This window comes from Diaphorobacter caeni, from assembly GCF_015354245.1.
GTDB lineage: Bacteria > Pseudomonadota > Gammaproteobacteria > Burkholderiales > Burkholderiaceae_C > Diaphorobacter_A > Diaphorobacter_A caeni.
This window is the reverse complement of sequence record NZ_JADKYZ010000012.1, coordinates 92185-114763: the sequence shown is the minus strand read 5'-3', so window position 1 is coordinate 114763 and position 22579 is coordinate 92185. Positions and strand designations below refer to the sequence as shown.

Sequence of the window (22579 nt, the reverse complement as noted above, 5' to 3'; positions counted from 1 at the left end):
ACACTCCCGCAGGAATCACAGGCGTTCGATGATGGTCACATTGGCCTGACCACCACCCTCGCACATGGTCTGCAGACCATAGCGGCCGCCCGTGCGCTCAAGCTCGTGCAGCAGCGTGGTCATCAGCTTCGCGCCTGATGCGCCGAGCGGATGTCCAAGCGCGATCGCACCGCCGTTGACGTTGGTCTTCGCATGGTCGTAGCCGGTCTCCTTGAGCCAGGCCATCACCACCGAGGCAAAGGCTTCGTTGATCTCGACGAGGTCGATGTCGTCGAGCTTCATGCCTGCCTTCCTGAGCGCGTATTCGGTCGCGGGGATCGGTGCCGTGAGGTGCCAGATCGGGTCGTCGGCGCGCACGCTCAGGTGATGGATCCGGGCGCGCGGCGTGAGCCTGTAGCGTTTGAGCGCCTCTTCCGACACCACGAGCACGGCGGCTGCCGCGTCACAGGTGGAGCTGGAAACGGCGGCGGTGATCCAGGGATAAGTCGGATCGACCGGCTCCAGCGTCGCCATCTTTTCCAGCGTCGACAAGCGTGCTGTCTCGTCCATTCGGAAGTCTCCGAACGGCACGATCTCGCGGTCGAAGCGGCCCTCGGCAATCGCCTTGAGCGCACGGTCATGGCTTTCTTTGGCAAAAACTTCCATGTCTTCGCGCGAGACATTCCAGTGTTCGGCAATGCGCTGCGCCGCGTAGAACTGGTTGACAGGCGCATCGCCGAAGCGTGCCTGCCAGCCCTTGCTCTCGGCGAACGGCGTGGTGAAGCCGAGCGGCTGTCCCGCCAGCATGGCCGACGAGATCGGGATCGCCGACATCGTCTGCACGCCACCGGCGAGCACCACGTCCTGCGTGCCACTCATCACTGCCTGCGCGGCGAAATGAATGGCCTGCTGGGACGAGCCGCACTGTCGATCCACCGTCGTGCCCGGCACGTTCAGCGGCATGCCGGCGGCCAGCCACGACGTGCGCGCGATGTCGCCCGCAAGCGCGCCGATGGTATCCACGCAGCCGAAGATCACGTCGTCATATTCCGATGCGGGAATGTCGTTGCGCTCCACCAGCGCCTTGATCACATGGGCGCCCAGATCGGCGCCATGCACCTGCGCGAGCGAGCCCTTGCGCTTGCCCGTGGGGCTGCGCAGCGCGTCAACGATGTATGCCTCTGCCCTCATGCCGTTGCCTCCTCGGCCACATTGCTGTTGCTGTTGCTGTTCACTGCATTGACGCTTGCCACGTCATTGCCCGCGCCCTGCGACGCAAGACGATCAAAGGTGCTGCCAGGGCCGAGCGGCGGGTTGGCATCGAGCAACAGGCTCTGCGAGAGCCGTGCGCTGTGGTAGCCACGATCCCCCCAGGAAGCGTCGAGCACCCATGCGCGCTTCATGAACATCTGCAGGTCGACTTCCCATGTGTAGCCCATGGCGCCGTGCACCTGAATGCTCTGGCGGGTAGCGAACCAGCCGGTGTCACAGGCCGCCAGCTTGGCGTGCGAGACGCGCGTGTCCGCATCGATCTCGCCGTGCTGCAGCGCATAGAACGCGCGGTAGAGCACGGGCTTGGCGAACTCGATTTTGGTGACCACGTTGGCCAGGTGGTGCTGCACCGCCTGGAAGCTGCCGATCACCTTGTCGAACTGCTTGCGCTGCGCGACATAGTCCACTGACAGGTCCACCATGCGCTGCGCAAGACCAACGAGCTGTGCGGCCGAGCCCAGCGCGCCGCGGTTCACGGCCATGTCCCAGATCTTCTGTCCTTGTGCTCCGGCGGCGATGCAGGTTTGCGGCGTGGCCGTCCACTCCACGCTGTAGAGGCGGCGCGAAGTGTCGATGCTCTTGAGCGGATTGATCGTGCATTGCGATGGCAGTACCGCATGCACTTCGAGGCCCTGGCAGGTGGCGTGCGGCAGCAGCAGCAGATTGGCCTGCTGGGCGTCGGCCACCCACGGGTTGATCGGGTGACCCACGGCCACGCGGATGCTTCCGTCGGCGATGCCGGGCAGCCACTGCGCTCGCGCCGCATGGCCTGCGGGCAGTGCGCTCAGCACTCCGGCGGCCACGTAGACCGTGTCGATCAGCGAATCGGGCAGCGCGTAGTAGCCGATCTCCTGCAGCAGCAGGGCCCAGTCCACATCGCCCAGACCCATGCCGCCGAACTCCTCGGGCACGGACAGGCCACCGATGCCCTGCTCTGCGATCTTGGCTCGCAGCTCGGGGCTGCGGCCGGATTCGGTTTCCCACACCTCGCGCAGCATTTCGGGCGCGGCTTCGGTCATGAAGAATCGGCTGATCGAGTCACGGAAAGCGAGCTGATCTTCGGAGAAGGTGAAATCCATTGGGTGCTCCTCTCGGCTTCAGGACTTGGGCAGACCCAGCATGCGCTGGGCGATGATGTTGCGCTGGATCTCGTTGCTGCCCGCATAGATCGGACCGGCCTGCGAGAACAGAAAACCTTCGAGCCATTCATTGGCCTCGGCGTCATCGCGCAGCTCGGCGCGCGGGCCGAGAATGCGCATCGCGGTCTCGTGGATCAGGATGTCGAGCTCGGACCAGACGATCTTGTTGGTGCTCGCCTCCGCGCCGATCTGCGCGCCCTTGTCCAGGCGGCCCACCGTGTGGAAAGACGATTGCGTGTAGGCCTCCGCGCCCATCCAGGCACGCAGCACGGCGTCGCGGATCGATGAATCGCGGTCGGCATCGGCCTGATGGCGCTTGTAGAGTTCGATCAGCTTCTGCGCGCTGCGCTGGTAGCGCGCCGGCGAGCGCAGCAGCAGGCCACGCTCGAAACCGGCTGTGGCCATCGCCACGTTCCAGCCCTTGCCCTCGGCGCCCACCAGGTTCTCCACCGGAACTTCAACGTCGTCAAAGAAAATCTCGGCGAAATGCTCCTTGCCACCGATGTCTCGGATCGGGCGGATCGTCACGCCCTTGGACTTGAGCGGCACGAGGATGTAGCTCAGGCCGTGGTGGCGGCTCGATTGCGGATCGCTGCGGAACAGGCCGAACAGCCAGTCGGCGAACACGGCGCGGGTGGACCAGATCTTCTGGCCGTTGAGCACATACTTGTCGCCAGTGCGGATCGCGCGGCTCGAGATCGCAGCCATGTCAGAGCCCGCATTCGGCTCGGACCAGCCCTGTGCCCACATCTCGTCGCAGCGTGCCATGCGCGGCAGAAAGCGCGCCTTCTGTGCCTCGGTGCCGAACTCCATGAGCGTGGGACCGAGCAACAGAATGCCGTTCTGATTCACGCGATGGGGCGCGTCGGCGGCCCAGTATTCCTCTTCAAAGATCAGCCACTCGTTCAAGTCGCAGCCGCGTCCGCCGAGCTCCTTGGGCCAGGTCACGCTGCTGTAGCCTGCCTCGGCCAGCGTCGCTTCCCATTGGCGGTGCTGCTCAAATCCCTCGCGGGTGTCGTAGCTCGCGAGCTTCTCGCGCGGCACGTGGTCCTTGAGCCAGGCGCGCACTTCCGCGCGAAATGCCTGCTGCGCGGGGGTATAGGTCAAATCCATGGTGAAAATCTCCTCAATGCGCGAGCAGTGCTCAGAATTTGGCGTCCCGCTTTTCCACAAAGGCATCGCGTGTCTCTGCGGAATCGGGGCTCATGTAGGCCTGCAGGGTGAAGCCCTGCTCCCAGCGGTACTTGTCTTCGAGGTTGCCGTCCTCGATGCCGGTGAGCGCCTCCTTGGCGATGCGGATCATCGCGGGGCTCTTGGCGGCGATCTTGGCCGCGATCTCCATGGCCGCAGCGCGCAATTCGTCGCGCTGGACGACGCGCTCGATGGCACCCAAACGCAGCGCCTCGGCCGCGCCGATCATCTCGCCCGTGAAGAACAGGTAGCGCGTTTTCTGCACGCCGAACATGCGCTGCAGATGCGCCGCGCCGCCCATCGCGCCGCGGTCCACCTCGGGCAGGCCGAAGGTCGCGTCATCGGCGGCGATCACGATGTCCGCCGCGCCGCAGATTCCGATGCCGCCGCCCAGCACGAAGCCGTGCACCGCAGCGATCACCGGCACCCTGTTCAGGTGAACCGCCTTGAACGTGGCGTAGTTGCCCGCGTTCACGTCGATGATCAGCTTGTCGTTGGCGGCCAGCTCCTTGATGTCCACGCCCGCGCAGAAGCCACGGTTCTCGGCGCGGATCACGATCACGCGCGTCTGCGGATGGTTGCCCAACGACTCGATTTCCTTGGCCAGGCCATTCCAGCCGGCGGCGTTGAGCGCATTGACGGGAGCACGGTCAATCACCAGTTCGGCGACGCCGTTGTCATGAATTCTTGAATGGAACTGTGACGAAGACATGGATGCGGTTCTTTCGGTTTGTCTCTTGTACGTTGTTTGTTGTTGTCGGTTCAGGCCACCGCCAGCTGGTCGTGCTGATTGAGCTGGTTCAGCGCGTCGCGGCGCTCCAGCGCCTGACGCACGATGCCGGAGATCACCGTCTCGCAGCTGTCCAGCCGCCCGATCAGCGCGGCCACCTGACCGGCCGACATCACGCCGTCCGCCGGATTGCCCTCGACCATGGATTTCTGCAGCAGCATGGGCGCATTGGCGGCCATCACGGTCTGCGCGACCGAGGACGAGTCTTCCTTGAGCGCCTTCATGAAGATGCTCATCGCCTGCCCCGTGGTCATGCCGGTCTCGGCCTTCCACTTCAGCGCCAGATCGATGGCGATGCGCAGCCGCTTCATCGGGCTCGCCTTCTCGAGCATCGAGAGGTATTCGTTGGGAATCATGCGCTGCGGCATGCCATCCACCAGATACGAGATCGCGATCTTCTCGGCGTCCTTGGTCTGCACGTAGCGCTCGAGCGTCACGTCGGGCACCTTGGAGTCGCTGGTCATCAGAAAGCGCGTGCCCATCGCAATGCCCTGCGCACCAAAGGCCAGCGCCGCGAGCAGACCGCGTCCGTCGTAGAAGCCGCCTGCAGCCACCACTGGCACATCGACGGCATCCACCACCTGCGGCAGCAGCACCGTGGTCGGCACGCTGCCGGTGTGGCCGCCGCCCTCGCCGCCCTGCACGGTGATGACGTTGGCACCCATTTCAATCGCCTTCTGCGCGTGCTTGAGCGCGCCCACGGTGGGCATGCAGACGATGTCCGCGTCGCGCAGGCGGCCAATCACCTTCTTGTCCGGCCCGCGGCCGTAGCTCACCGCGCGCAGACGGTACTTCACGGCCAGATCCAGCAGCTGCTGCGCGTTCGGCTGAAACATGTGGAAGTTCAGGCCGAACGGACGGTCATCCGTCAGGCGCTTGACCTTGAGAATCTCCGCCTCGATCTGCTCAGCGGCAATGGTCGCGCCTGCCAGGAATCCGAAGCCGCCCGCGTTGGTCGTGCCCACCACCAGATCGGCTCCCGCCACCCAGCCCATCGCGGTCTGGATGATGGGATGGCGGCAACCCAGCAGATCGCACAGCGGCGTGCGCAAGGAGTTGGAGTCCTTGATCGAATCACTCATGACCTGGCCTCCTCCTTGTTGGCGCGCACCATCGATTTGGCGTCGTGCCCCCCGAGATGTCCCGCGCCCATCGCGAGGCTGTGGGCGTGCGCGAAGTGGTGATACCCGTAGGCCATCTCCATCGTCGCGCGCAGCCCCTGCAGTTCCTCGGCCCGGTTCACCACGGTCTTGGTGAGCGCAAGACCCATGCGCGGCTGCGCGGCCAGCTTCTCGGCCATTGCCAGCACCTGCGCCTGCAGCCCGGTATGCGGCACCACGCGGTTGACCATGCCCATCTCGTAGGCGCGCCCGGCGCTCATGCGCTCGCCGAGCATCAGAAATTCCTTGGCGATGCGGGTATGCATCTCGTTGGCGTGCGCGAAATACTCCACGCCCGGAATGCCCATGCGCACGACCGGGTCCTGGAAGAACGCGTCTTCACTCGCAACGATGAAGTCGCACACCCACGCCAACATCAGTCCGCCCGCGACGCAGGCGCCCTGCACCATCGCGATGGTCGGCTTCGGGATGTCGCGCCAGCGGCGGCACATGCCGAGATAGACCTCCTGCTCGCGCGCGAACAGCTGCTCGCCGCCCGGCTTGTTCACATGGTCCCACCACAGGTGCTTGCGATCAAAGCTCCTGTTGATGTCGCGGCCCGGCGTGCCGATGTCGTGGCCCGCGCTGAAATGCTTGCCGCTGCCCGCAAGCACGATCACCTTGACCGCGTCGTCGTCCACCGCGCGGCGGAAGGCGTCGTCCAGCGCATAGGTCATCTGCGAGTTCTGCACGTTGTGGAACGTGGGCCGGTTCATCGTCACGGTGGCGATGCCGTCCTTCACTTCATAGAGAACGGGCGCGTCGGTTTCGTAGACCGCGCTGTCCTCGCGCGTGACGAACTCGCTCGCCTCCTGAGCTGTGTTGGCAGGGCTTGGCATGTCAGGCTCCCAGGGCGGATGCGCGCAGGTTGTGCGGATCGAGCTCGGCCAGCAGCGCCAGTTGCGCGGCGCTTGGCGTGGCCGTGGTCGGCACGCTCTCCGGCATGAAAATCGGGAAGCCCGTGTTCTCCTGCACCATCTGCGCCGTCACGCCGGGGTGCAGCGAGACGAGGCGCACCTGGTGGTTCGGACCGCCGAAGTCCAGCACGCACAGGTTGGTGAAGATGAAGCGGATGTCGGTCATCTCCTCCAGCGTCCAGCCCTTGGGCAGACGCGCGGGGTTGTAGCCCACCGACGCGACCATGTCCACCTCGCCCTCCACGAACACCTTCCTGCTGTGGTTGGGCACGAAAAACGAATTCGCATGGTTGATGGAGTTGCCCGGAAAGCCGCGCACGCCCAGCATCATCGACTTGGGACGTGCGTAGTCGCCGCCCACCATCGAAATGTTGGCCTGACCGAAGCGGTCCACCTGCACCGGACCCACCATCGCGTGGCGCTTGCCGCCCCACACGTTGTCAAAAATGCGCGAGAAGCCCATCCACGTTTCGCGTTTGATCTGGTAGTCCCCGCGCGGCCCCACCGGCACCGGTTCGCTCACGATCCAGGCCTCCGAATCGGTCATCATGATGTCCGTGTTGACGGATTTCATGCACAGCGACGCCGCCAGACGCGGCACCAGGCCGATGCCCGTGGCCAGCACCTCGCCGTCATCCTTCCACGCCTGCGCCGCCGCACAGATGATGCGATCGACCAAAGAAATTTCACTGCTCATGCTCACCTCCCTCTCTCAAAACACCGGCAGTGGCAAACGCTTGATCGCATCCGCACCGCCCACCTTGTCCAGGTATTCCTGTTCGGTGCAATTCACATACTTGTTCACGTAGTCGCTCCAGCCGGAATCTTCCTTGGCGCTGCTCGCGTATTCCTTGAAGTGCCTGTTGTCAAAACCGTACGCAGGCCCGCACGACGTGGGGTGAGCACCGCACGGCAGATGCACCACGCCCGTGGTTTCAGAGCGCTCCCAGAAGACGAGACGCGAGCTCTCGGCCGATTCGAACGCGCTGGAGTCCACCAGCTCATCGCAGCTCACGAAGGTCTTCTTGGCTGCACGCGCATAGAGGTCGTCCATGTACATGTCGGGCCCGCTGATCTGGCAGACGCCGCGCGCGTCGGCCTTGTCCACGTGCAGCAAGGCCACGTCCAGATGGAGCGCGGGCATCGCGACCCATTCCTTGCTGTCGTAAGGCGAGCCGATCACCTTGATCTGCGGGTTGTGCTTGACCAGATCCGTGCCCAGACCGATGCGCGTGGGGATGTAGGGCACGCGCATAGCGGCGGCCTTCAGACCCAGCAGCATCTGGCCTTCGTCGACTTCCACCACCTCGATCTCGCCGCTCTGGCGCGCCTTGCGGAAGTACGGCTCCAGCGGAATGAAATCCAGCGTGACGAACGCGAAAATCAGCTTCTTGACCTTGCCCGCCGCGCACAGCATCCCCACATCGGCGCCGCCATACGACACCACCGTCAGATCCTTCACATCACTGCGCAGCAGCTCGCGCACCAGCGCCATCGGCTTGCGGCGCGGGCCCCAGCCACCGATGCCGATCGTCATTCCATCCTGAATGGATGCGACGACATCCTTCGCACTCATGACCTTGTTGACCATTTTTCTTGCTCTCCGATCTACCCAGTTACCTTGTTCTGTCCTGTGTGTCTTGTCTCTTGACCCTGCCCAGCGCCCGCTCAGGCGGGCTGTTCCACCCGGCCTATCGTGAAGTCGTGACCCCAGAGGCTCACGGCGGTGAACTCGTGCACGATGTGCTGTTCCCAATCCAGAATCGCGCCGCCGTAGCCGTACTCCAGATCGAAGCCCGACGGCGTCTTCATGTAAAACGAGGTCATGCGGTCGTTGGTGTGCTGGCCGAGCGTCGCGGTGAGCTGGACCTTGCCCTGCTGCATGCGATCCATCGCGCGGCCCACCTCCGGCATGTTTTCCACTTCGACCATCACGTGCACGCAGCCGCTCGGCACCGGAAACTCGGCCAGCGCCAGACTGTGGTGGCGACCATTCGCGCAGTGGAAGAAATGAATGCGGACCGTCGGACCCGCGTCGCCCGCAGGCTTGAAGTTGTAGATGTCGGATGTCTCGAATCCCAGCACATCGCGCACAAACGCCACGGTGACATCGAAGTCGGGCGCCGGCAGCACCGTGTGACCGAGACCGTAGTCGCCCGTCACGAAGCTGGACACGCCCTGCGGAGAGGCAAAGCGCTTGAAGTCGGACTTGAAGCCCCAGACCACTTCATGGCGATTGCCCGCCGGGTCAAACAGCACGGCCATCTGCTGCACGCAGCGCTGACGACACAGCTCCGCACTGCCCAGCTCATAGGCGATCTTGGCGTCATCCAGCGCTTTCAGTGCCGCGTCAAAAGCGGCCTTGTTGAGCAATTCCCAGCCCGACGCGTGATAGCGATCCTTGCTGCCCGCCTGCACCTGAAAGCGGAACTGGCGCTCATCCATCTTGATGTGCAGCGTGCCATCGCCAGCCGGCGTGGCCATCATGCCAAGCACGTCCTTGGCATAGACGCTCCATTGATCGAGGTTCGTGCTCTCGGCGACGATATAGGCAAGTCCACGGATTTCCATCATGACGGCGGGGCCTCCAACCCAAGGTTCTGATGACTGATGCCATGGATTCTGGAGATCGACGCTGTTTGAAACATCGTCCGTTGAGACTAACGAAAAGCGCCCGACATCCCCCAAAAAGAGGAGCACCCCAGTCAGGGTGCAAGCGCCTCATGGGAAACCCTAGCATCGTCTGGGTCGAGAGGAATGCCGCGCTGGCGACAGAACCCGGGTTGACCCGGAAGGGGTCGTCTCAGAAAACGGAAAATAAAGCACGTTAAGGCAAAACGGCTCCACCGTTGGGCATCAATACGGCTTTGTCATTGACGCTCTGTTGCGCATTCCTGGCAGAACACAACAGCAGGATCGGCGTTCAACCGTTCCGGCTCCAAATCACTGTGACAGGCGCAGCACAGCCCATAGGTGCCAGAGTCGAGGCGGGCCAGCGCAGCTTCGACCTTGCGCTTGCGAATGGTCAGCCGCTCCCGCAATCCTTGGGCGAGAGCCTGCTGTTGGAGGGCGTCGATACGCGACACCCTACCGACACAGGATTGATCCAGCTCGACCGGCGCGGCGGACTGTTGAGCCTGCTGGATTGCCTCAACGGTTTCCCTTTGCTCGATCAGCAGTCGAGCGCGGAACTGTTCCATGTCCATTGAGGCGACTCCTTCGCTATCGCAGTAGAAGCGTGGGGACGGTCGAGGAACGCAGCAGGTCAGCGGTCTTGCTGCCGAACATCAAAGTGCGCAGCGGCGAGTGACCGAATGCGCCCATGATGAGCATGTCGATGGACTGCTCCTTGACCGTCTTGGCGATGATGTTTTCCGCATCGCCGGGGATCAGCGAGGCGGTCACATTGAAGCCAGAGGCCTCCAAGGTGGTCTTGGCCCAATCAAGCTGCTTGGGTGCGTCCTGGCTTTCCTTTCCCGACATCAGCAGGGTGATTGGCAAGCCACGGAACAGCGGGCTGCCTGCGACCATTTCGACGCCACGCCGGGTCACGGTACTACCGTCGAAGGCGATCATCACGCGCTGCGGCTCTTTGAAGCCTTCGGTCACGGTCAGGATCGGTTTGTGCAGGGACCGCACTACCTGTTCCACATTGCGGCCCAAGTCGCGCTGTGTCGTTTCTGCGGCTTCGCCACGGCGTCCGAGTACCAGCAGGCGCACGCCGTCTTCCTGTTCGGCCAGCGTGGCTTCCAGCTCACCATGACGCTGGCGAACATCGACCAGCGCGGCACCGGCAGCGGTGGCCCGTTCGCGCAGGCGGTTCAGGAAGATGCGGCCTTGTTCACGAGCATTCTTGGTGCGGGCCTCGTCTTCTGCGGAGAGCTTGGTCAGCAGGTTTTCTTGGGCGTCGATGCCGATGGCCCCGCTGTGATCTTCGCCTGATCCCTGCTCGGGGTGGCGGTCGATGACGTGTAGGAACTCCAGCGGCGCGTCCATGCGGCGAGCGGCCCATGCGGCGTAGTCAGCCACGTATTCGGCGAAGTGGGATTGATCCACGCAGGCCAGCACTTTGTTTTCGTTCTTCATGATCCTGTTTCCTCTCAGTGGCCCATCAGCATGTCGTCGGCACCGTCTTTGTCATGCACGGCGAACTTGTCCACTAGCGTGGCGCTAGCCTCGTTCAAGCCGATGACTTCTACCTCGGTGGCTTCACGGCGGAACTTGATGACCACCTTGTCCAAGGCACTGACAGCGGTGATGTCCCAGAAGTGGGCACGGCTCACGTCAATGCGCACCTTCTCGATGACCTCCTTGTAGTCGAAGGCATTGATGAAGCGTTCCGACGAGGCGAAGAACACCTGGCCGGTGATGGTGTAGGTGCGCACGCGGCCTTCGTCCTCAGTGCGAGAGGTGACGCGCAGAATCTGGCCCACCTTGTGCGCGAAGAAAAAGCCTGACAACAACACGCCGACCAGCACGCCCTTGGCCAAGTCGTGGGTGCCGACCGTCACCACCACGGTGGCCAGCATCACCACGCTGGAGCTTTTGGGGTGCTCGCGCAGATTGCGGATCGAGGCCCAGTTGAAGGTGCCGATGGACACCATGATCATCACCGCGACCAGTGCGGCCATCGGAATGCGGGCCACCCAGTCACCGATGAACACCACCATCAGCAGCAGGAACACGCCAGCGGCCAGCGTGGAGAGTCGGCCACGGCCGCCGGATTTCACGTTAATGACCGACTGGCCAATCATGGCGCAACCGGCCATGCCACCGAGGAAGCCGGAGGCGATATTGGCGACACCCTGGCCCACGCATTCACGGTTCTTGTTGCTGTTGGAGTCGGTCAGATCATCGACGATGGAAGCCGTCATCATGGATTCCAGCAGGCCGACGACTGCCAAGGTGGCCGAGACAGGGAAGATGATCTTGAGCGTTTCGAGGTTCAACGGCACATCAGGCAGCAGGAACACCGGCAGGCTGTCGGGCAGCTTGCCCATGTCGCCCACGGTGCGAATGTCGAGACCGAGGAAGATCGCTACGGCAGTCAGTACGACGATGGCGACCAGCGGCGACGGCACCGCCTTTGTGATGTAGGGGAAGCCGTAGATGATGCCCAGACCTGCCGCCGTCATGGCATAGACATGCCACGTCACGTTGGTCAGCTCGGGCAACTGAGCCATGAAGATCAGGATGGCCAGCGCGTTGACAAAGCCCGTGATGACCGAGCGAGAGACAAAGCGCATCAATGCGCCGAGCTTGAGCCAGCCCGCGAGAATTTGCAGCACGCCGGTCAGCACGGTGGCAGCCAGCAGATATTGCAGGCCGTGGTCTTTGACCAAGGTCACCATCAGCAGCGCCATTGCACCTGTGGCCCCAGACACCATGCCAGGGCGACCACCGGCAAAGGCAATGATTGCGGCAATGCTGAATGAGGCGTAAAGGCCGACCTTGGGATCGACGCCCGCAATGATCGAGAAGGCAATCGCCTCGGGGATCAGTGCCAGCGCGACGACGATGCCCGCTAGTAGGTCGTTTCGGACATTGGAAAGCCAGTCCTGGCGTAAGGATTTCATCATTCTTCTATTCCGTTGTGGTTGCCAGCCAGTGGTGGCAGTTGGGGCGAGCGCAAGCGCGTCTTCCCGGCCAGCGGAATAGAGAACGAACCCCGAGTGATCCGGGGCCAGCAAGACGCAGTGAATCGGACGTGCAGCCTCGTGCGAGCGTGGTGAGTGGTTGAAGCTGGCTCGCAGCGAGAAAGAGGCTTACACGGGTAGGAACTCCGATAGTTGGCTTGCTGATTTTTTGGAAGGGGTATTTTACCTTCTTTGCGGCGGCGCAGCAATAATAATGTCAGTCTGAGCTATACCCTAATCTGGCGTCAATGATTGCTCCCGAAATCCGTCAGGATAGAGTGAGTTTTGATATTTGTTGACACGATCAACAAAGGGTCATAGATTCTTTTCTGACATTTTGCACGGGAGAGCATCTTGAAGGGACAACGGATCGGGTACGTCCGGGTCAGCAGCTTCGATCAGAACCCGGAACGCCAGCTTGAGCAGACACAGGTGGACAAGGTGTTCACCGACAAGGCATCGGGCAAGGACATCCAGCGCCCAGAACTGGAAGCCCTGCTGGCCTTCGCCCGCGAGGGCGACACGGTGGTGGTGCATAGCATGGATCGTCTGGCGCGCAACCTCGATGACCTACGCCGTATGGTGCAGACGCTCACCAAGCGCGGGGTACGGATCGAATTCGTCAAGGAGTGCTTGACCTTCACCGGCGAGGACTCGCCGATGGCGAATCTGATGTTGTCGGTGATGGGCGCGTTCGCCGAGTTCGAGCGCGCCTTAATCCGTGAGCGGCAACGCGAGGGCATTGCGTTGGCCAAGCAGCGGGGCGCGTATCGTGGACGCAAGAAAGCACTGTCCCCTGAGCGCGCCTCCGAATTGCGTCATCGCGCCGAGGCTGGCGAACAGAAATCGAAGCTGGCCCGTGAGTTCGGCGTCAGTCGGGAAACCCTGTACCAATACCTGAAAGATGCCTGACGATGCCCCGCCGATCGATCCTGTCCGCCGCCGAGCGCGAAAGCCTGTTGGCGTTGCCGGACACCAAGGACGACCTGATCCGACATTACACATTCAGCGATACCGACTTCGCCATCATCCGGCAGCGGCGCGGCCCGGCCAACCGCCTGGGCTTCGCCGTGCAGCTTTGCTACCTGCGCTTTCCTGGCGTCATTCTTGGTGTCGATGAGGCGCCGTTTCCGCCCTTGCTGAAACTGGTCGCCGACCAGCTCAAGGTCGGCATTGAAAGCTGGGGCGAGTACGGGCAGCGGGAGCAGACCCGGCGCGAGCATCTGGTCGAACTGCAAACGGTATTCGGCTTCCAGCCCTTCACCATGAGCCACTACCGGCAGGCCGTCCACACGCTGACCGAGCTGGCCATGCAAACCGACAAGGGTATTGTGCTGGCCAGCGCCTTGGTCGAACATCTACGGCGGCAGTCGATCATTCTGCCCGCGCTCAACGCTATCGAGCGGGCGAGCGCCGAGGCGATCACCCGCGCCAACCGGCGCATCTACGATTCCTTGGCCGAACCGCTGTCGGACGCACATCGCCGCCGTCTCGACGACTTGCTCAAGCGCCGGGACAACGGCAAGACGACCTGGCTGGCCTGGCTACGCCAGTCACCGGTCAAGCCGAACTCGCGGCACATGCTCGAACACATCGAACGCCTCAAGGCGTGGCAGGCGCTCGATCTGCCTTCCGGCATCGAACGGTCGGTGCACCAGAACCGGCTGCTCAAGATCGCCCGCGAGGGCGGCCAGATGACGCCCGCTGACCTGGCCAAGTTCGAGCCGCAACGGCGCTCCGCGACCCTGGTGGCGCTCGCCATCGAGGGCATGGCCACCGTCACCGACGAAATCATCGACCTGCACGACCGCATCCTGGGCAAGCTGTTCAATGCCGCCAAGAACAAGCATCAGCAGCAGTTCCAGGCATCCGGCAAGGCGATCAACGCCAAGGTGCGGCTGTTCGGGCGCATCGGCCAGGCCCTGATCGAAGCCAAGCAAGCTGGCCGCGATCCGTTCGCCGCCATCGAGGCCGTCATGTCCTGGGACGCCTTCGCCGAGAGCGTCACCGAGGCGCAGAAACTCGCCCAACCCGAGGACTTCGATTTCCTGCACCGCATCGGCGAGAGCTACGCCACGCTGCGCCGCTACGCGCCGGAATTCCTTGCCGTGCTCAAGCTGCGGGCCGCGCCCGCCGCCAAGGACGTACTCGACGCCATCGAGGTGCTGCGCGGCATGAACAGCGACAACGCCCGCAAGGTGCCCGCCGACGCGCCGACCGACTTCATTAAGCCGCGCTGGCAGAAGCTGGTGATGACCGACGCCGGCATCGACCGGCGCTACTACGAGCTGTGCGCACTATCGGAACTCAAGAACGCGCTGCGCTCGGGCGACATCTGGGTGCAGGGATCGCGCCAGTTCAAGGACTTCGAGGACTACCTGGTGCCGCCCGCGAAATTCGCCAGCCTCAAGCTGGCCAGCGAATTGCCGCTGGCCGTGGCCACCGACTGCGACCAGTACCTGCATGAGCGGCTGACACTGCTGGAAACGCAACTTGTCACCGTCAACCGCATGGCAGCGGCCAATAACCTGCCGGATGCCATCATCACCGAGTCGGGCCTGAAGATCACGCCGCTCGATGCGGCGGTGCCCGACACCGCGCAGGCGTTGATCGACCAGACGGCGATGGTTCTGCCGCACGTCAAGATCACCGAACTGCTGCTGGAGGTGGACGAATGGACCGGTTTTACCCGTCACTTCGCGCACCTGAAGTCAGGCGACCTGGCCAAGGACAAGAATCTGCTGCTGACCACGATCCTGGCCGACGCGATCAACCTGGGCTTGACCAAAATGGCCGAGTCCTGCCCCGGCACGACCTACGCCAAGCTGGCCTGGCTACAAGCCTGGCACATCCGCGACGAAACCTACGGGGCGGCCCTGGCCGAGCTGGTCAACGCGCAGTTCCGCCATCCCTTTGCCGAGCACTGGGGCGACGGCACCACGTCATCGTCGGACGGTCAGAACTTCCGCACTGGCAGCAAGGCCGAGAGCACCGGCCACATCAACCCGAAATACGGCAGCAGCCCAGGGCGGACGTTCTATACCCACATCTCCGACCAGTACGCACCGTTCCACACCAAGGTAGTGAACGTCGGCGTGCGCGACTCGACCTACGTGCTCGACGGCCTGCTGTACCACGAATCCGACCTGCGCATCGAGGAACACTACACCGACACGGCCGGATTCACCGATCACGTCTTTGCGTTGATGCACCTGCTGGGCTTCCGCTTCGCCCCGCGCATCCGCGACCTGGGCGACACCAAGCTCTACATCCCGAAGGGCGATGCCGCCTATGAGGCGCTCAAGCCGATGATCGGCGGCACGCTCAATATCAAGCACGTCCGCGCCCATTGGGACGAAATCCTGCGGCTGGCCACCTCGATCAAGCAGGGCACGGTGACGGCCTCGCTGATGCTCCGAAAACTCGGCAGCTACCCGCGTCAGAACGGCTTGGCCGTGGCGCTGCGCGAGCTGGGACGCATCGAGCGCACCCTGTTCATCCTGGACTGGCTGCAAAGCGTCGAGCTGCGCCGCCGCGTGCATGCCGGGCTGAACAAAGGCGAGGCACGCAACGCGCTGGCCCGCGCCGTGTTCTTCAACCGCCTGGGTGAAATCCGCGACCGCAGTTTCGAGCAGCAACGCTATCGCGCTTCCGGCCTCAACCTGGTGACGGCGGCCATAGTGTTGTGGAATACGGTCTATCTGGAGCGGGCCGCGAACGCCTTGCGTGGCCATGGCCAGACCGTCGATGACGGGCTGTTGCAGTACCTTTCGCCGCTCGGCTGGGAGCACATCAACCTGACCGGCGATTACCTCTGGCGCAGCAGCGCCAAGATCGGCCCGGGCAAGTTCAGGCCATTGCGACCGTTGTCCCCGACTTAACCGCAGCACCCACGCTGCTGCTGGATCGGCGGGCATGGTACCGATCCGAACGAACAGAACACACAGCAATCGCCCGGCTTTGGACGCAGCAGCGTATGGCAGGCCGGGCACTCGTAGTAAAACTGGCAGGCGTCCGTGGGCATGGTTTCCTGCTGTGCGTGGCCGCAGTGCGGGCAGGTCAGGACGGATTCGAGGATGACGGCGTTCATCGTGGCGTCACCTTTGCACGGTGGACGGATAGCCTGCGTTCGTCGTGGCCGAGGTCAACGCTTCCGGCTTGGTCTTGTCGGCGTCATAGGTGACGGTGGCCGTTTTCTTGTCGAAATCGACTTTGACGGCGCTCACACCGGGCACCTTCTCCAACGACTTCTTGACCGTGATCGGGCATAGCTCGCAGGTCATGTTCTGCACGGCCAGCGTGACGGTTTTCGGGGTGGTGGCCAGCACGGCGAGCGGCACGGCTGCCAACAGGGCAATCAGCAGTTTGCGCATGGGGATCTCCTTTCAGTAGAACAGTGGGGCGAGCCACGGCACGGCCAACAGGCCAAGCAGCAGCACGGTAACGATCCAGAACGTCAGGCGCTGCCGCTGGCGTGTGCGCGGATCAGCGCACGGCGTGCCGGGCGTGCAGACCTGCGGCACCAGATAGAGCTTGCGGAAGGCCAGTCCTAGAAACAGCAGCGTCATGCCGATGAAAAAGGGTCGGTACGGCTCCATCGCGGTCAGGCTGCCAACCCATGAGCCACCAATGCCGAGTGCCAGCAGGACAAGTGGCCCGACGCAGCACACCGACGCGCCGATGGCGGCCAGTACGCCCGCGATCAACGAGCCTTTTTCAGTGAGTCGTGCCATGTCGTTTTCCTTGAACCTGTTTGCCCAAGTGTTACTCTAAATCCCGTACCTAAGTACGGAGTCAAGGGGAATGTGATGGGAACAGAACTGACCATCGGCAAGCTGGCTGACGCCGCCGGGGTGAATATCGAGACGATTCGCTACTACCAGCGACGTGGCCTGTTGGGTGAGCCGCCCAAGCCGCCAGGTGGGCATCGGCGCTATGCGCCCGAGCAGGCCAAGCGTGTGCGATTCATCAAGCGGGGACAGGCGCTCGGCTTCACACTCGATGAGGTGGCCGCACTGCTGACCTTGGATGCGGCGTGCGCCTGCGGCGAGACTCAGGAATTGGCCGTGCGCAAGCTGGGTCTGATCGAGCAGAAGATGGCTGACCTCGTGGCCATGCAGCGGGTGCTGGAGGAACTGGTACAGCAGTGCGACGCGAGGGACGGCCATACGACTTGTCCGATCATCGACGTGCTGGCCAAGGATTGAGCGGGCAGTTGAGGTGCTGGTAACGACGCGCACGGGCGCTGCAAACTGCTTACCGTGCTTTATTTTCCGAATTCTGAGACGACCCCCGGAAAGTCGATCGACCGGGAAAGCTGTTCTGCGGGGCAGAATGGGACGAAGGTCTTTCCACCTGACGGATATCAAGATGCTGACGCTTCGGTATCCTTGGGCGATGCCGCTTCATCCCACCCAGAGACGCCTTGATTCCGCAATGAAAAAGCCCACGGCGCTTCGCGTGCCCGCGACATTCAGGGAGCGCCGATGAGCACGCCTGACCTGATCATCGTGGCGCTCACGGTGGCCTTCGCCGCGTTCGTGCAGGGGGCGAGCGGCCTTGGATTCGCGCTGATCGTCGCGCCGGTGCTCGCGATGCTGCAGCCCGATCTGCTGCCGGTCTGCGTGCTGTTTCTGATGCTGCCGCTGAATTTCTATGTCGCCTGGCGCGAGCGGCATGCGATCAACATTCGCGGTGTGGCCTGGATCAGCCTTGGGCGGTTCGTCGGGACGTTTGGCGGACTGGCGGTGCTGGTGGTGTTGAGCGCCAAGGCCCTGTCGATCTTCGTCGGGGCGTCCACCATTGCCGCCGCCGTGGTCACCTGGTTCATTCCGGCATTCACGCCGGGCGTCATCGCGTTTCTGCTGGCGGGATTGATCACGGGCGTCACCGAAACCGCCACGGGCATCGGCGGACCACCGCTCGCCCTGACCCTGCAGCATCGCCCCGTGGCCGAGATGCGCTCGACGATTGCGGTGTGCTTTCTGGTGGGCGAGCTGATCTCGCTGGTCTTTCTGTTCTTCATGGACAAGATCCACGCGTCGCACATCCAGATCACCCTGCTGCTTCTGCCCCCGCTTGCGGTCGGCATGTTCGCGAGCCGCTTCGTGCACAGCCGAATCAACGCGCGCTTCATGCGCTGGCTGGTACAAGGGTTCGCCATCGTTTCGGGCGTGGTGCTGCTGGCAAAGGCGCTCTGACCCTCTCTGGATCGCCGCTCCGGCGGCCGCTGGACGCCGTCAACCTGCTTGTCCTAAGGCAGTAGGCTCATTTCTCCTACAGACATCGCCTGCATTGCATAGCCCAATGAGGTGGAGGCCCACGTGAAGCCGCTGCGGCTCGGATTTCGGTCTGACCGCAAGCGCATTCAACACGTCTCGGACTCTTCGAAGCAAAGGGGAACCAACATGAGCAGCTCGAACGACAAACTCAACCGCGATCCCATCACCGGCGAACCCGGATCGCACCCGGTAGGCACCGGCCTTGGTGCCGCAGGTGGCGCCGTCACCGGGGCCGCTGCGGGGGCCATCGGCGGTCCGCTGGGCGCGGCGGCTGGCGCCATCGTCGGCGCGGTGGTGGGAGGCCTGGCCGGCAAGGGCGCGGCCGAGGTCATCAATCCCACGGACGAAGACGCGCACTGGCGCGAGGTCCATGTGGAGGAGCCCTACTACTCGCCCGAGCATGGCTATGACGACTACGCACCGGCCTACCGCGCGGGCTGGGAAGCCCGCGTGGCCGGAACCGACTACGACGCCGCCCGCGCCGAATGGGCCCGCAAGTGGGATGCCGCACATGCGCAAGGTGGCTTGAAGTGGGAAAAGGCACAGCCCGCTTTCAAGGCCGCATGGGAGCGCGCCAACCGCAAGTACGTTCAGGAAACCGGCTATTGAGCCCAGGTGGACATCTCAGCCCGAAACGCAACCATCCAAGAAAGGCGAAGAACATGAAATTTTCAAACCGCAATGCATCCGACGCCGTGAGCAGCCTCGAGCAATTGCTGAGTGACCTCGGCAGCCTGCTGTCGAGCAAGGAGCTGGACTCCGTTCCTCAGATCCGCGACATGCGCCAGCGTCTGGGCGACGGCGTGAGCCATGTGCGCGACGCGGTCAGCAGCGCGGCCGGAGAGACGGCTCACCGCACCCGCGAGGCCGCCCGCCTTGGCAATGAATACGCGCATGACGAGCCCTGGCGCGTCGCGGGGATGGCGCTGGCCGTGGGTGCGGTCATCGGCTTCTGCCTCGCGAAACGCTAAAAATCCTTAGCCCAGATGCGCTGCACCGATGATGCGTCGGTGCAGCGCATTTTCTTTTTGCCTTAGGTTCATCCCATTTGTCGGGTCGTGGTCAGGCCCAGCTTCGCGATCAGGCGCGCGTCGTCCGAGGCCTCGGGATTGCCCGTCACCAGCAGCTTGTCGCCATAGAAAATGGAATTGGCGCCAGCCATGAAGCACAGCGCCTGCACCGCTTCGCCGAGCTTCTGGCGACCGGCGGACAGGCGCACGCGCGCCTTGGGCATGGTGATGCGGGCCACGGCGATCACCCGCACGAAATCAAGCGGATCGACGGGGGCGCTGTCCGCCAGCGGCGTGCCGGGCACCCGCACCAGACTGTTGATCGGCACCGATTCCGGATAGGGCTGCAGATTGGCCAGTTGCGCGATCAGGCCCGCGCGGTGCACCACCTCCTCCCCCATGCCGATGATGCCGCCACAGCACACGCTGATGCCCGCATTGCGCACCGCCTTGAGCGTGTCGAGACGGTCCTGGTACTGGCGCGTGCTGACCACGTCGGTGTAGTACTCCGGCGCGGTGTCGAGATTGTGGTTGTAGTAGTCCAGCCCCGCGCCCCGGAGCGTCTCGGCGTGGTGCGGCTCGAGCATGCCGAGCGTCGCGCAGGTCTGCATTCCGAGGCCCTTGACGGCCGTGATCAGTTCGCTGACCTTGTCGATGTCGCGGTCCTTGGGTGCCCGCCAGGCCGCCCCCATGCAAAAGCGCGTCGCGCCGGCGTCCTTGGCGGCCTGCGCGGCGGCAGTGACCTCCTCCACGCTCATGAGTTTCTGCGCTTTCACGCCCGTGTCGAACTCTGCGGACTGGGGGCAGTAGCCGCAGTTCTCGGGACATCCGCCCGTCTTCACCGAGAGCAGCGTTGCCAGCTCGATGTCGCCCGCGGGCCAATGCGCGCGATGCACGGATTGCGCACGCCAGAGCAGATCCATGAACGGCATGTCGAGCAGTTGCTGAATGGCCTCGACGCTCCATGTCACTTGGGCATTGTCCAAGTTCGGCGCCGAGCGCGGCTTGGAGAAAAACTGCACTTGCTGTTCGTGCACGGAGGATTCGGCTTGTGGGAAGGGGGTGCTGCTCATTGGGCAATCTCCAGAGAACCTGATGGGCCGCGATTGTGAAAGCGCAAACCAAGCGTGGGAAGACTCAGCCCGCAAATTGTGGGATTGAAAAATCTGCTCTTTTCGCCCGCCAAATCACGCGCCATTTGGCAGACGTTGCAAGGCAGATAGGCGACGTTGGGCGATGTTTGAAAGCCACGCCTCAAACGTCGCGCAATGAGACGGCTTCATCCGCAAATTCCGCCCTACCGTCACCGGAAAGTGTCGGGAGATAGACGAAAAAAAGCCCCGACGAGCGGGGCATGTGCAGCAACGAAGAGGATTTCGTCAGTTCTTGGGAACGGGGTAGAGAATTATCTGCGTGCAGCGGAACATCACCAGCGTCTTGCCGGTTTCGCGGTGCTTGACCACGGCATCCCAGACCTGCGTGGTGCGGCCTTCGTGCACGATGGTCGCCACACATTCGACCGTGCCTTCGCGGGCGGTCGAGAGGTGGTTGGACTTGAGCTCGATGGTGGTGAAGCCGCTCGCGCCTTCGGGCAGCATGGAACGGCAACCGTAGCCGCAGGAGGTGTCGGCCAGAGTGACCAGACTGCCTGCGTGCAGATAGCCGTTGGGCGCCATGAGTTCGGCGCGCACCTGCATTTCGGTGTGAATGACTCCACGCTCAGCCTTCACGGCGTGAACGCCGAGCAGGCCCGGCAGCGAGCCCGCGCTCAATGCGTTGATCTTGTCTACGAGACTGGACATGGGTGTCGCGCTCACGTTGAAAATCAGCCGAGCGCGGCGATCACGTCTGCCGGAGCCTGCACCAGCTCGATCAGCACGCCCTCGCCCGCGATCGGGAACTCGTCGTTGCTCTTGGGGTGCAGAAAGGTGATGTCGTAACCCGCTGCACCAGGACGAATGCCGCCCGGCGCAAAACGCACGCCCTTGGCGGTGAGCCATTCCACGGCCTTGGGCAGGTCGTCGATCCACAGTCCGATGTGGTTGAGCGGCGTGGCGTGCACGGCAGGCTTCTTGTCGATGTCCATGGGCTGCATGATGTCCACTTCCACCTTCATCGCACCCTTGCCCATGGCGAGGATGTCCTCGTCCACGTTCTCGCGCTCGCTCTGGAAGGTGCCGGTCTGCTCCAGACCCAGCATGTCCACCCACAGCTTCTTCATGCGCGCCTTGTCCGTGCCGCCGATGGCCACTTGCTGAATTCCCAGAACGCGGAAAGGACGTTGTTCGCTCGCCATTGAAAAGTACTCCTTGGATTGAATGATGTATGAATGGATGTATGTCTCTTGGAAACCGGGCGCTGGACAGGTTTTGTGCAACGCAACCAAGCCCTATTTTCCGCGCTTTTCAGAACTCGCGGAGCAGCCAGCTGCTTGCCACCGCAAAATACTCGCGCAGCCAGGCGTTGAAGCGGATGGACAGCGGCGTCGGCGCGGCCACGGTGTGCGCATTGCGGATGCCTACCTTGCGCGCGATCCACTGTGCGCGCGGGGTATGAAAATCGCTGGTGACGATGGCGATGGACGCATCGGCCGGCAGATTCCGCGCCGCCAGCAGCCCCATGCTCAGCGAGAGATTCAATGCGGTGCTGGTGCTTTGCTCTTCCATCACCAGTCGCTCGGTCGCGATGCCGTGGCGCTGCTGCAGATAGCGCGCCATGATGCGGCCCTCGCTTTCAGACTCGCCGAAGTCAACACCCCCGCTGGTCGCGATCAACGCCTTGGGCTGCTGTGCGGCGACCGTGGCTGCGGTGTCCAGCCGCAGCGCCAGCGTCTGCGATGGCTGGCCGTCGCGCGTGGCGCTGCCGAGCACGATGATCGCATCGACCGGCTGGGGTTCGCCGTCGCCATGCATTTGCTGGGCAATGCGCAGCCAGAACACCAGCAGGCTGACCACCCATATGCCGAACAGCCACCAGCCCAGCCGCCAGAGCCGCCGCAGCCGGGGCCTCGCGGCCAGCAAGCGGGAAATCGGTCCGCGCCAGACCAGCATCGCGAGCAGCACCGTGCCAACCACCGCCGGCACGAGAATGCCGACGTTGAACATGCCATACAGCATCAACACCAGTGCGTCGCCCAGCAGCAGCGCGCCAGCCACGCCGCAGAGCACGCGCAGCCAGAGCGAGTGAAGAATGGTCGAGGGATTG

General features: G+C 63.3%; 23 protein-coding genes and 1 pseudogene. 6 read left to right on the top strand and 18 right to left on the bottom strand.

The window, feature by feature from the left end; genetic code table 11:
- Positions 1-15: 15 nt before the first annotated feature.
- The 12 genes from ISG32_RS24855 to ISG32_RS24800 form a co-directional block, all read right to left on the bottom strand.
- The gene (locus ISG32_RS24855; protein WP_194773698.1) at positions 16-1170 is read right to left on the bottom strand and encodes an acetyl-CoA C-acetyltransferase; all 1155 of its coding nucleotides are present in this window, start codon (positions 1168-1170) and stop codon (positions 16-18) included.
- The gene (locus ISG32_RS24850; protein ID WP_194773697.1) at positions 1167-2330 is read right to left on the bottom strand and encodes an acyl-CoA dehydrogenase family protein; all 1164 of its coding nucleotides are present in this window, start codon (positions 2328-2330) and stop codon (positions 1167-1169) included. Before ISG32_RS24850 ends, ISG32_RS24855 begins: the two co-directional genes overlap by 4 nt.
- 18 nt (positions 2331-2348) lie before the next feature.
- Positions 2349-3503, bottom strand: a complete 1155-nt coding sequence (locus ISG32_RS24845) for an acyl-CoA dehydrogenase family protein (RefSeq protein WP_194773696.1) — start codon at positions 3501-3503, stop codon at positions 2349-2351.
- A gap of 31 nt (positions 3504-3534) precedes the next feature.
- A complete protein-coding gene (locus ISG32_RS24840; protein WP_194773695.1) occupies positions 3535-4293 on the bottom strand; it encodes an enoyl-CoA hydratase family protein in 759 nt (252 codons plus the stop codon).
- 50 nt (positions 4294-4343) lie between these two features.
- Positions 4344-5453, bottom strand: coding sequence for an NAD(P)H-dependent flavin oxidoreductase (locus ISG32_RS24835; RefSeq protein ID WP_194773694.1), 1110 nt, complete (start codon positions 5451-5453; stop codon positions 4344-4346).
- A complete protein-coding gene (locus tag ISG32_RS24830) occupies positions 5450-6370 on the bottom strand; it encodes an enoyl-CoA hydratase (RefSeq protein ID WP_194773693.1) in 921 nt (306 codons plus the stop codon). Before ISG32_RS24830 ends, ISG32_RS24835 begins: the two co-directional genes overlap by 4 nt.
- Before the next feature lies 1 nt (position 6371).
- Positions 6372-7145: a CoA-transferase subunit beta gene (locus ISG32_RS24825; protein ID WP_194773692.1), complete on the bottom strand. Its 774-nt coding sequence runs from the start codon at positions 7143-7145 to the stop codon at positions 6372-6374.
- A gap of 15 nt (positions 7146-7160) precedes the next feature.
- On the bottom strand, positions 7161-8039 hold the full coding sequence (locus ISG32_RS24820) for a CoA transferase subunit A (RefSeq protein WP_194773691.1): 879 nt from the start codon (positions 8037-8039) through the stop codon (positions 7161-7163).
- Positions 8040-8116: 77 nt separating this feature from the next.
- Positions 8117-9022, bottom strand: a complete 906-nt coding sequence (locus ISG32_RS24815; protein ID WP_194773690.1) for a VOC family protein — start codon at positions 9020-9022, stop codon at positions 8117-8119.
- Between the two features lie 296 nt (positions 9023-9318).
- Positions 9319-9654: a TraR/DksA family transcriptional regulator gene (locus ISG32_RS24810; protein WP_029306728.1), complete on the bottom strand. Its 336-nt coding sequence runs from the start codon at positions 9652-9654 to the stop codon at positions 9319-9321.
- Between the two features lie 16 nt (positions 9655-9670).
- Positions 9671-10534 (bottom strand): universal stress protein, encoded by an 864-nt coding sequence (locus tag ISG32_RS24805; RefSeq protein WP_029306729.1) that lies wholly within the window; start codon positions 10532-10534, stop codon positions 9671-9673.
- A 14-nt stretch (positions 10535-10548) separates the two neighbouring features.
- Complete coding sequence (locus tag ISG32_RS24800) at positions 10549-12027, bottom strand: SulP family inorganic anion transporter (protein WP_029306730.1); 1479 nt, start codon at positions 12025-12027, stop codon at positions 10549-10551.
- A gap of 411 nt (positions 12028-12438) precedes the next feature.
- Here ISG32_RS24800 and ISG32_RS24795 point away from each other — a divergent pair, with 411 nt between their 5' ends.
- Positions 12439-12996, top strand: coding sequence for a recombinase family protein (locus tag ISG32_RS24795; RefSeq protein WP_029306731.1), 558 nt, complete (start codon positions 12439-12441; stop codon positions 12994-12996).
- Between the two features lie 2 nt (positions 12997-12998).
- Positions 12999-15965, top strand: a complete 2967-nt coding sequence (locus ISG32_RS24790) for a Tn3 family transposase (protein WP_029306732.1) — start codon at positions 12999-13001, stop codon at positions 15963-15965.
- On the opposite strand, the gene ISG32_RS27685 is transcribed toward ISG32_RS24790, so the two are convergent.
- On the bottom strand, positions 15962-16174 hold the full coding sequence (locus ISG32_RS27685; protein ID WP_029306733.1) for a GDCCVxC domain-containing (seleno)protein: 213 nt from the start codon (positions 16172-16174) through the stop codon (positions 15962-15964). The two genes, ISG32_RS24790 and ISG32_RS27685, sit on opposite strands and share 4 nt — an antisense overlap.
- A 7-nt stretch (positions 16175-16181) precedes the next feature.
- A pseudogene (gene merP, locus ISG32_RS27940) lies at positions 16182-16817 on the bottom strand (mercury resistance system periplasmic binding protein MerP).
- A gap of 75 nt (positions 16818-16892) precedes the next feature.
- Here merP and merR point away from each other — a divergent pair.
- The 4 genes from merR to ISG32_RS24760 all read left to right on the top strand — a co-directional run bounded on the left by merR (position 16893) and on the right by ISG32_RS24760 (position 19336).
- Entirely contained in the window at positions 16893-17291 is a 399-nt protein-coding gene (gene merR, locus ISG32_RS24775; RefSeq protein ID WP_029306736.1) for an Hg(II)-responsive transcriptional regulator, read from the top strand.
- A gap of 279 nt (positions 17292-17570) precedes the next feature.
- Positions 17571-18284 carry a sulfite exporter TauE/SafE family protein gene (locus ISG32_RS24770; protein WP_194773689.1) on the top strand — a complete coding sequence of 238 codons (714 nt, stop codon included), beginning with the start codon at positions 17571-17573 and terminating at the stop codon, positions 18282-18284.
- A 207-nt stretch (positions 18285-18491) separates the two neighbouring features.
- Entirely contained in the window at positions 18492-18974 is a 483-nt protein-coding gene (locus tag ISG32_RS24765) for a hypothetical protein (protein WP_194773688.1), read from the top strand.
- Positions 18975-19027: 53 nt separating this feature from the next.
- A complete protein-coding gene (locus ISG32_RS24760; RefSeq protein ID WP_194773687.1) occupies positions 19028-19336 on the top strand; it encodes a DUF883 family protein in 309 nt (102 codons plus the stop codon).
- A gap of 68 nt (positions 19337-19404) precedes the next feature.
- Here the strand turns inward: ISG32_RS24760 and bioB are convergent, their stop codons facing one another.
- The 4 genes from bioB to ISG32_RS24740 form a co-directional block, all read right to left on the bottom strand.
- The gene (gene bioB / locus ISG32_RS24755; protein ID WP_194773686.1) at positions 19405-20448 is read right to left on the bottom strand and encodes a biotin synthase BioB; all 1044 of its coding nucleotides are present in this window, start codon (positions 20446-20448) and stop codon (positions 19405-19407) included.
- A gap of 306 nt (positions 20449-20754) precedes the next feature.
- Entirely contained in the window at positions 20755-21177 is a 423-nt protein-coding gene (locus ISG32_RS24750; protein ID WP_194773685.1) for a PaaI family thioesterase, read from the bottom strand.
- A 23-nt stretch (positions 21178-21200) separates the two neighbouring features.
- Positions 21201-21671 carry a VOC family protein gene (locus tag ISG32_RS24745; RefSeq protein WP_194773684.1) on the bottom strand — a complete coding sequence of 157 codons (471 nt, stop codon included), beginning with the start codon at positions 21669-21671 and terminating at the stop codon, positions 21201-21203.
- Between the two features lie 109 nt (positions 21672-21780).
- Entirely contained in the window at positions 21781-22491 is a 711-nt protein-coding gene (locus ISG32_RS24740; protein ID WP_194773730.1) for a YdcF family protein, read from the bottom strand.
- Positions 22492-22579 lie beyond the last annotated feature (88 nt).

Coding starts and splice junctions, on each gene's coding strand:
- ISG32_RS24855 (WP_194773698.1), bottom strand. CDS start 1,170: ATGAGGGCAGAGGCATACATCGTTGACGCGCTGCGCAGCCCCACGGGC.
- ISG32_RS24850 (WP_194773697.1), bottom strand. CDS start 2,330: ATGGATTTCACCTTCTCCGAAGATCAGCTCGCTTTCCGTGACTCGATC.
- ISG32_RS24845 (WP_194773696.1), bottom strand. CDS start 3,503: ATGGATTTGACCTATACCCCCGCGCAGCAGGCATTTCGCGCGGAAGTG.
- ISG32_RS24840 (WP_194773695.1), bottom strand. CDS start 4,293: ATGTCTTCGTCACAGTTCCATTCAAGAATTCATGACAACGGCGTCGCC.
- ISG32_RS24835 (WP_194773694.1), bottom strand. CDS start 5,453: ATGAGTGATTCGATCAAGGACTCCAACTCCTTGCGCACGCCGCTGTGC.
- ISG32_RS24830 (WP_194773693.1), bottom strand. CDS start 6,370: ATGCCAAGCCCTGCCAACACAGCTCAGGAGGCGAGCGAGTTCGTCACG.
- ISG32_RS24825 (WP_194773692.1), bottom strand. CDS start 7,145: ATGAGCAGTGAAATTTCTTTGGTCGATCGCATCATCTGTGCGGCGGCG.
- ISG32_RS24820 (WP_194773691.1), bottom strand. CDS start 8,039: ATGGTCAACAAGGTCATGAGTGCGAAGGATGTCGTCGCATCCATTCAG.
- ISG32_RS24815 (WP_194773690.1), bottom strand. CDS start 9,022: ATGATGGAAATCCGTGGACTTGCCTATATCGTCGCCGAGAGCACGAAC.
- ISG32_RS24810 (WP_029306728.1), bottom strand. CDS start 9,654: ATGGACATGGAACAGTTCCGCGCTCGACTGCTGATCGAGCAAAGGGAA.
- ISG32_RS24805 (WP_029306729.1), bottom strand. CDS start 10,534: ATGAAGAACGAAAACAAAGTGCTGGCCTGCGTGGATCAATCCCACTTC.
- ISG32_RS24800 (WP_029306730.1), bottom strand. CDS start 12,027: ATGATGAAATCCTTACGCCAGGACTGGCTTTCCAATGTCCGAAACGAC.
- ISG32_RS24790 (WP_029306732.1), top strand. CDS start 12,999: ATGCCCCGCCGATCGATCCTGTCCGCCGCCGAGCGCGAAAGCCTGTTG.
- ISG32_RS27685 (WP_029306733.1), bottom strand. CDS start 16,174: ATGAACGCCGTCATCCTCGAATCCGTCCTGACCTGCCCGCACTGCGGC.
- merR (WP_029306736.1), top strand. CDS start 16,893: ATGGGAACAGAACTGACCATCGGCAAGCTGGCTGACGCCGCCGGGGTG.
- ISG32_RS24770 (WP_194773689.1), top strand. CDS start 17,571: ATGAGCACGCCTGACCTGATCATCGTGGCGCTCACGGTGGCCTTCGCC.
- ISG32_RS24765 (WP_194773688.1), top strand. CDS start 18,492: ATGAGCAGCTCGAACGACAAACTCAACCGCGATCCCATCACCGGCGAA.
- ISG32_RS24760 (WP_194773687.1), top strand. CDS start 19,028: ATGAAATTTTCAAACCGCAATGCATCCGACGCCGTGAGCAGCCTCGAG.
- bioB (WP_194773686.1), bottom strand. CDS start 20,448: ATGAGCAGCACCCCCTTCCCACAAGCCGAATCCTCCGTGCACGAACAG.
- ISG32_RS24750 (WP_194773685.1), bottom strand. CDS start 21,177: ATGTCCAGTCTCGTAGACAAGATCAACGCATTGAGCGCGGGCTCGCTG.
- ISG32_RS24745 (WP_194773684.1), bottom strand. CDS start 21,671: ATGGCGAGCGAACAACGTCCTTTCCGCGTTCTGGGAATTCAGCAAGTG.
- ISG32_RS24740 (WP_194773730.1), bottom strand. CDS start 22,491: ATGCTGTATGGCATGTTCAACGTCGGCATTCTCGTGCCGGCGGTGGTT.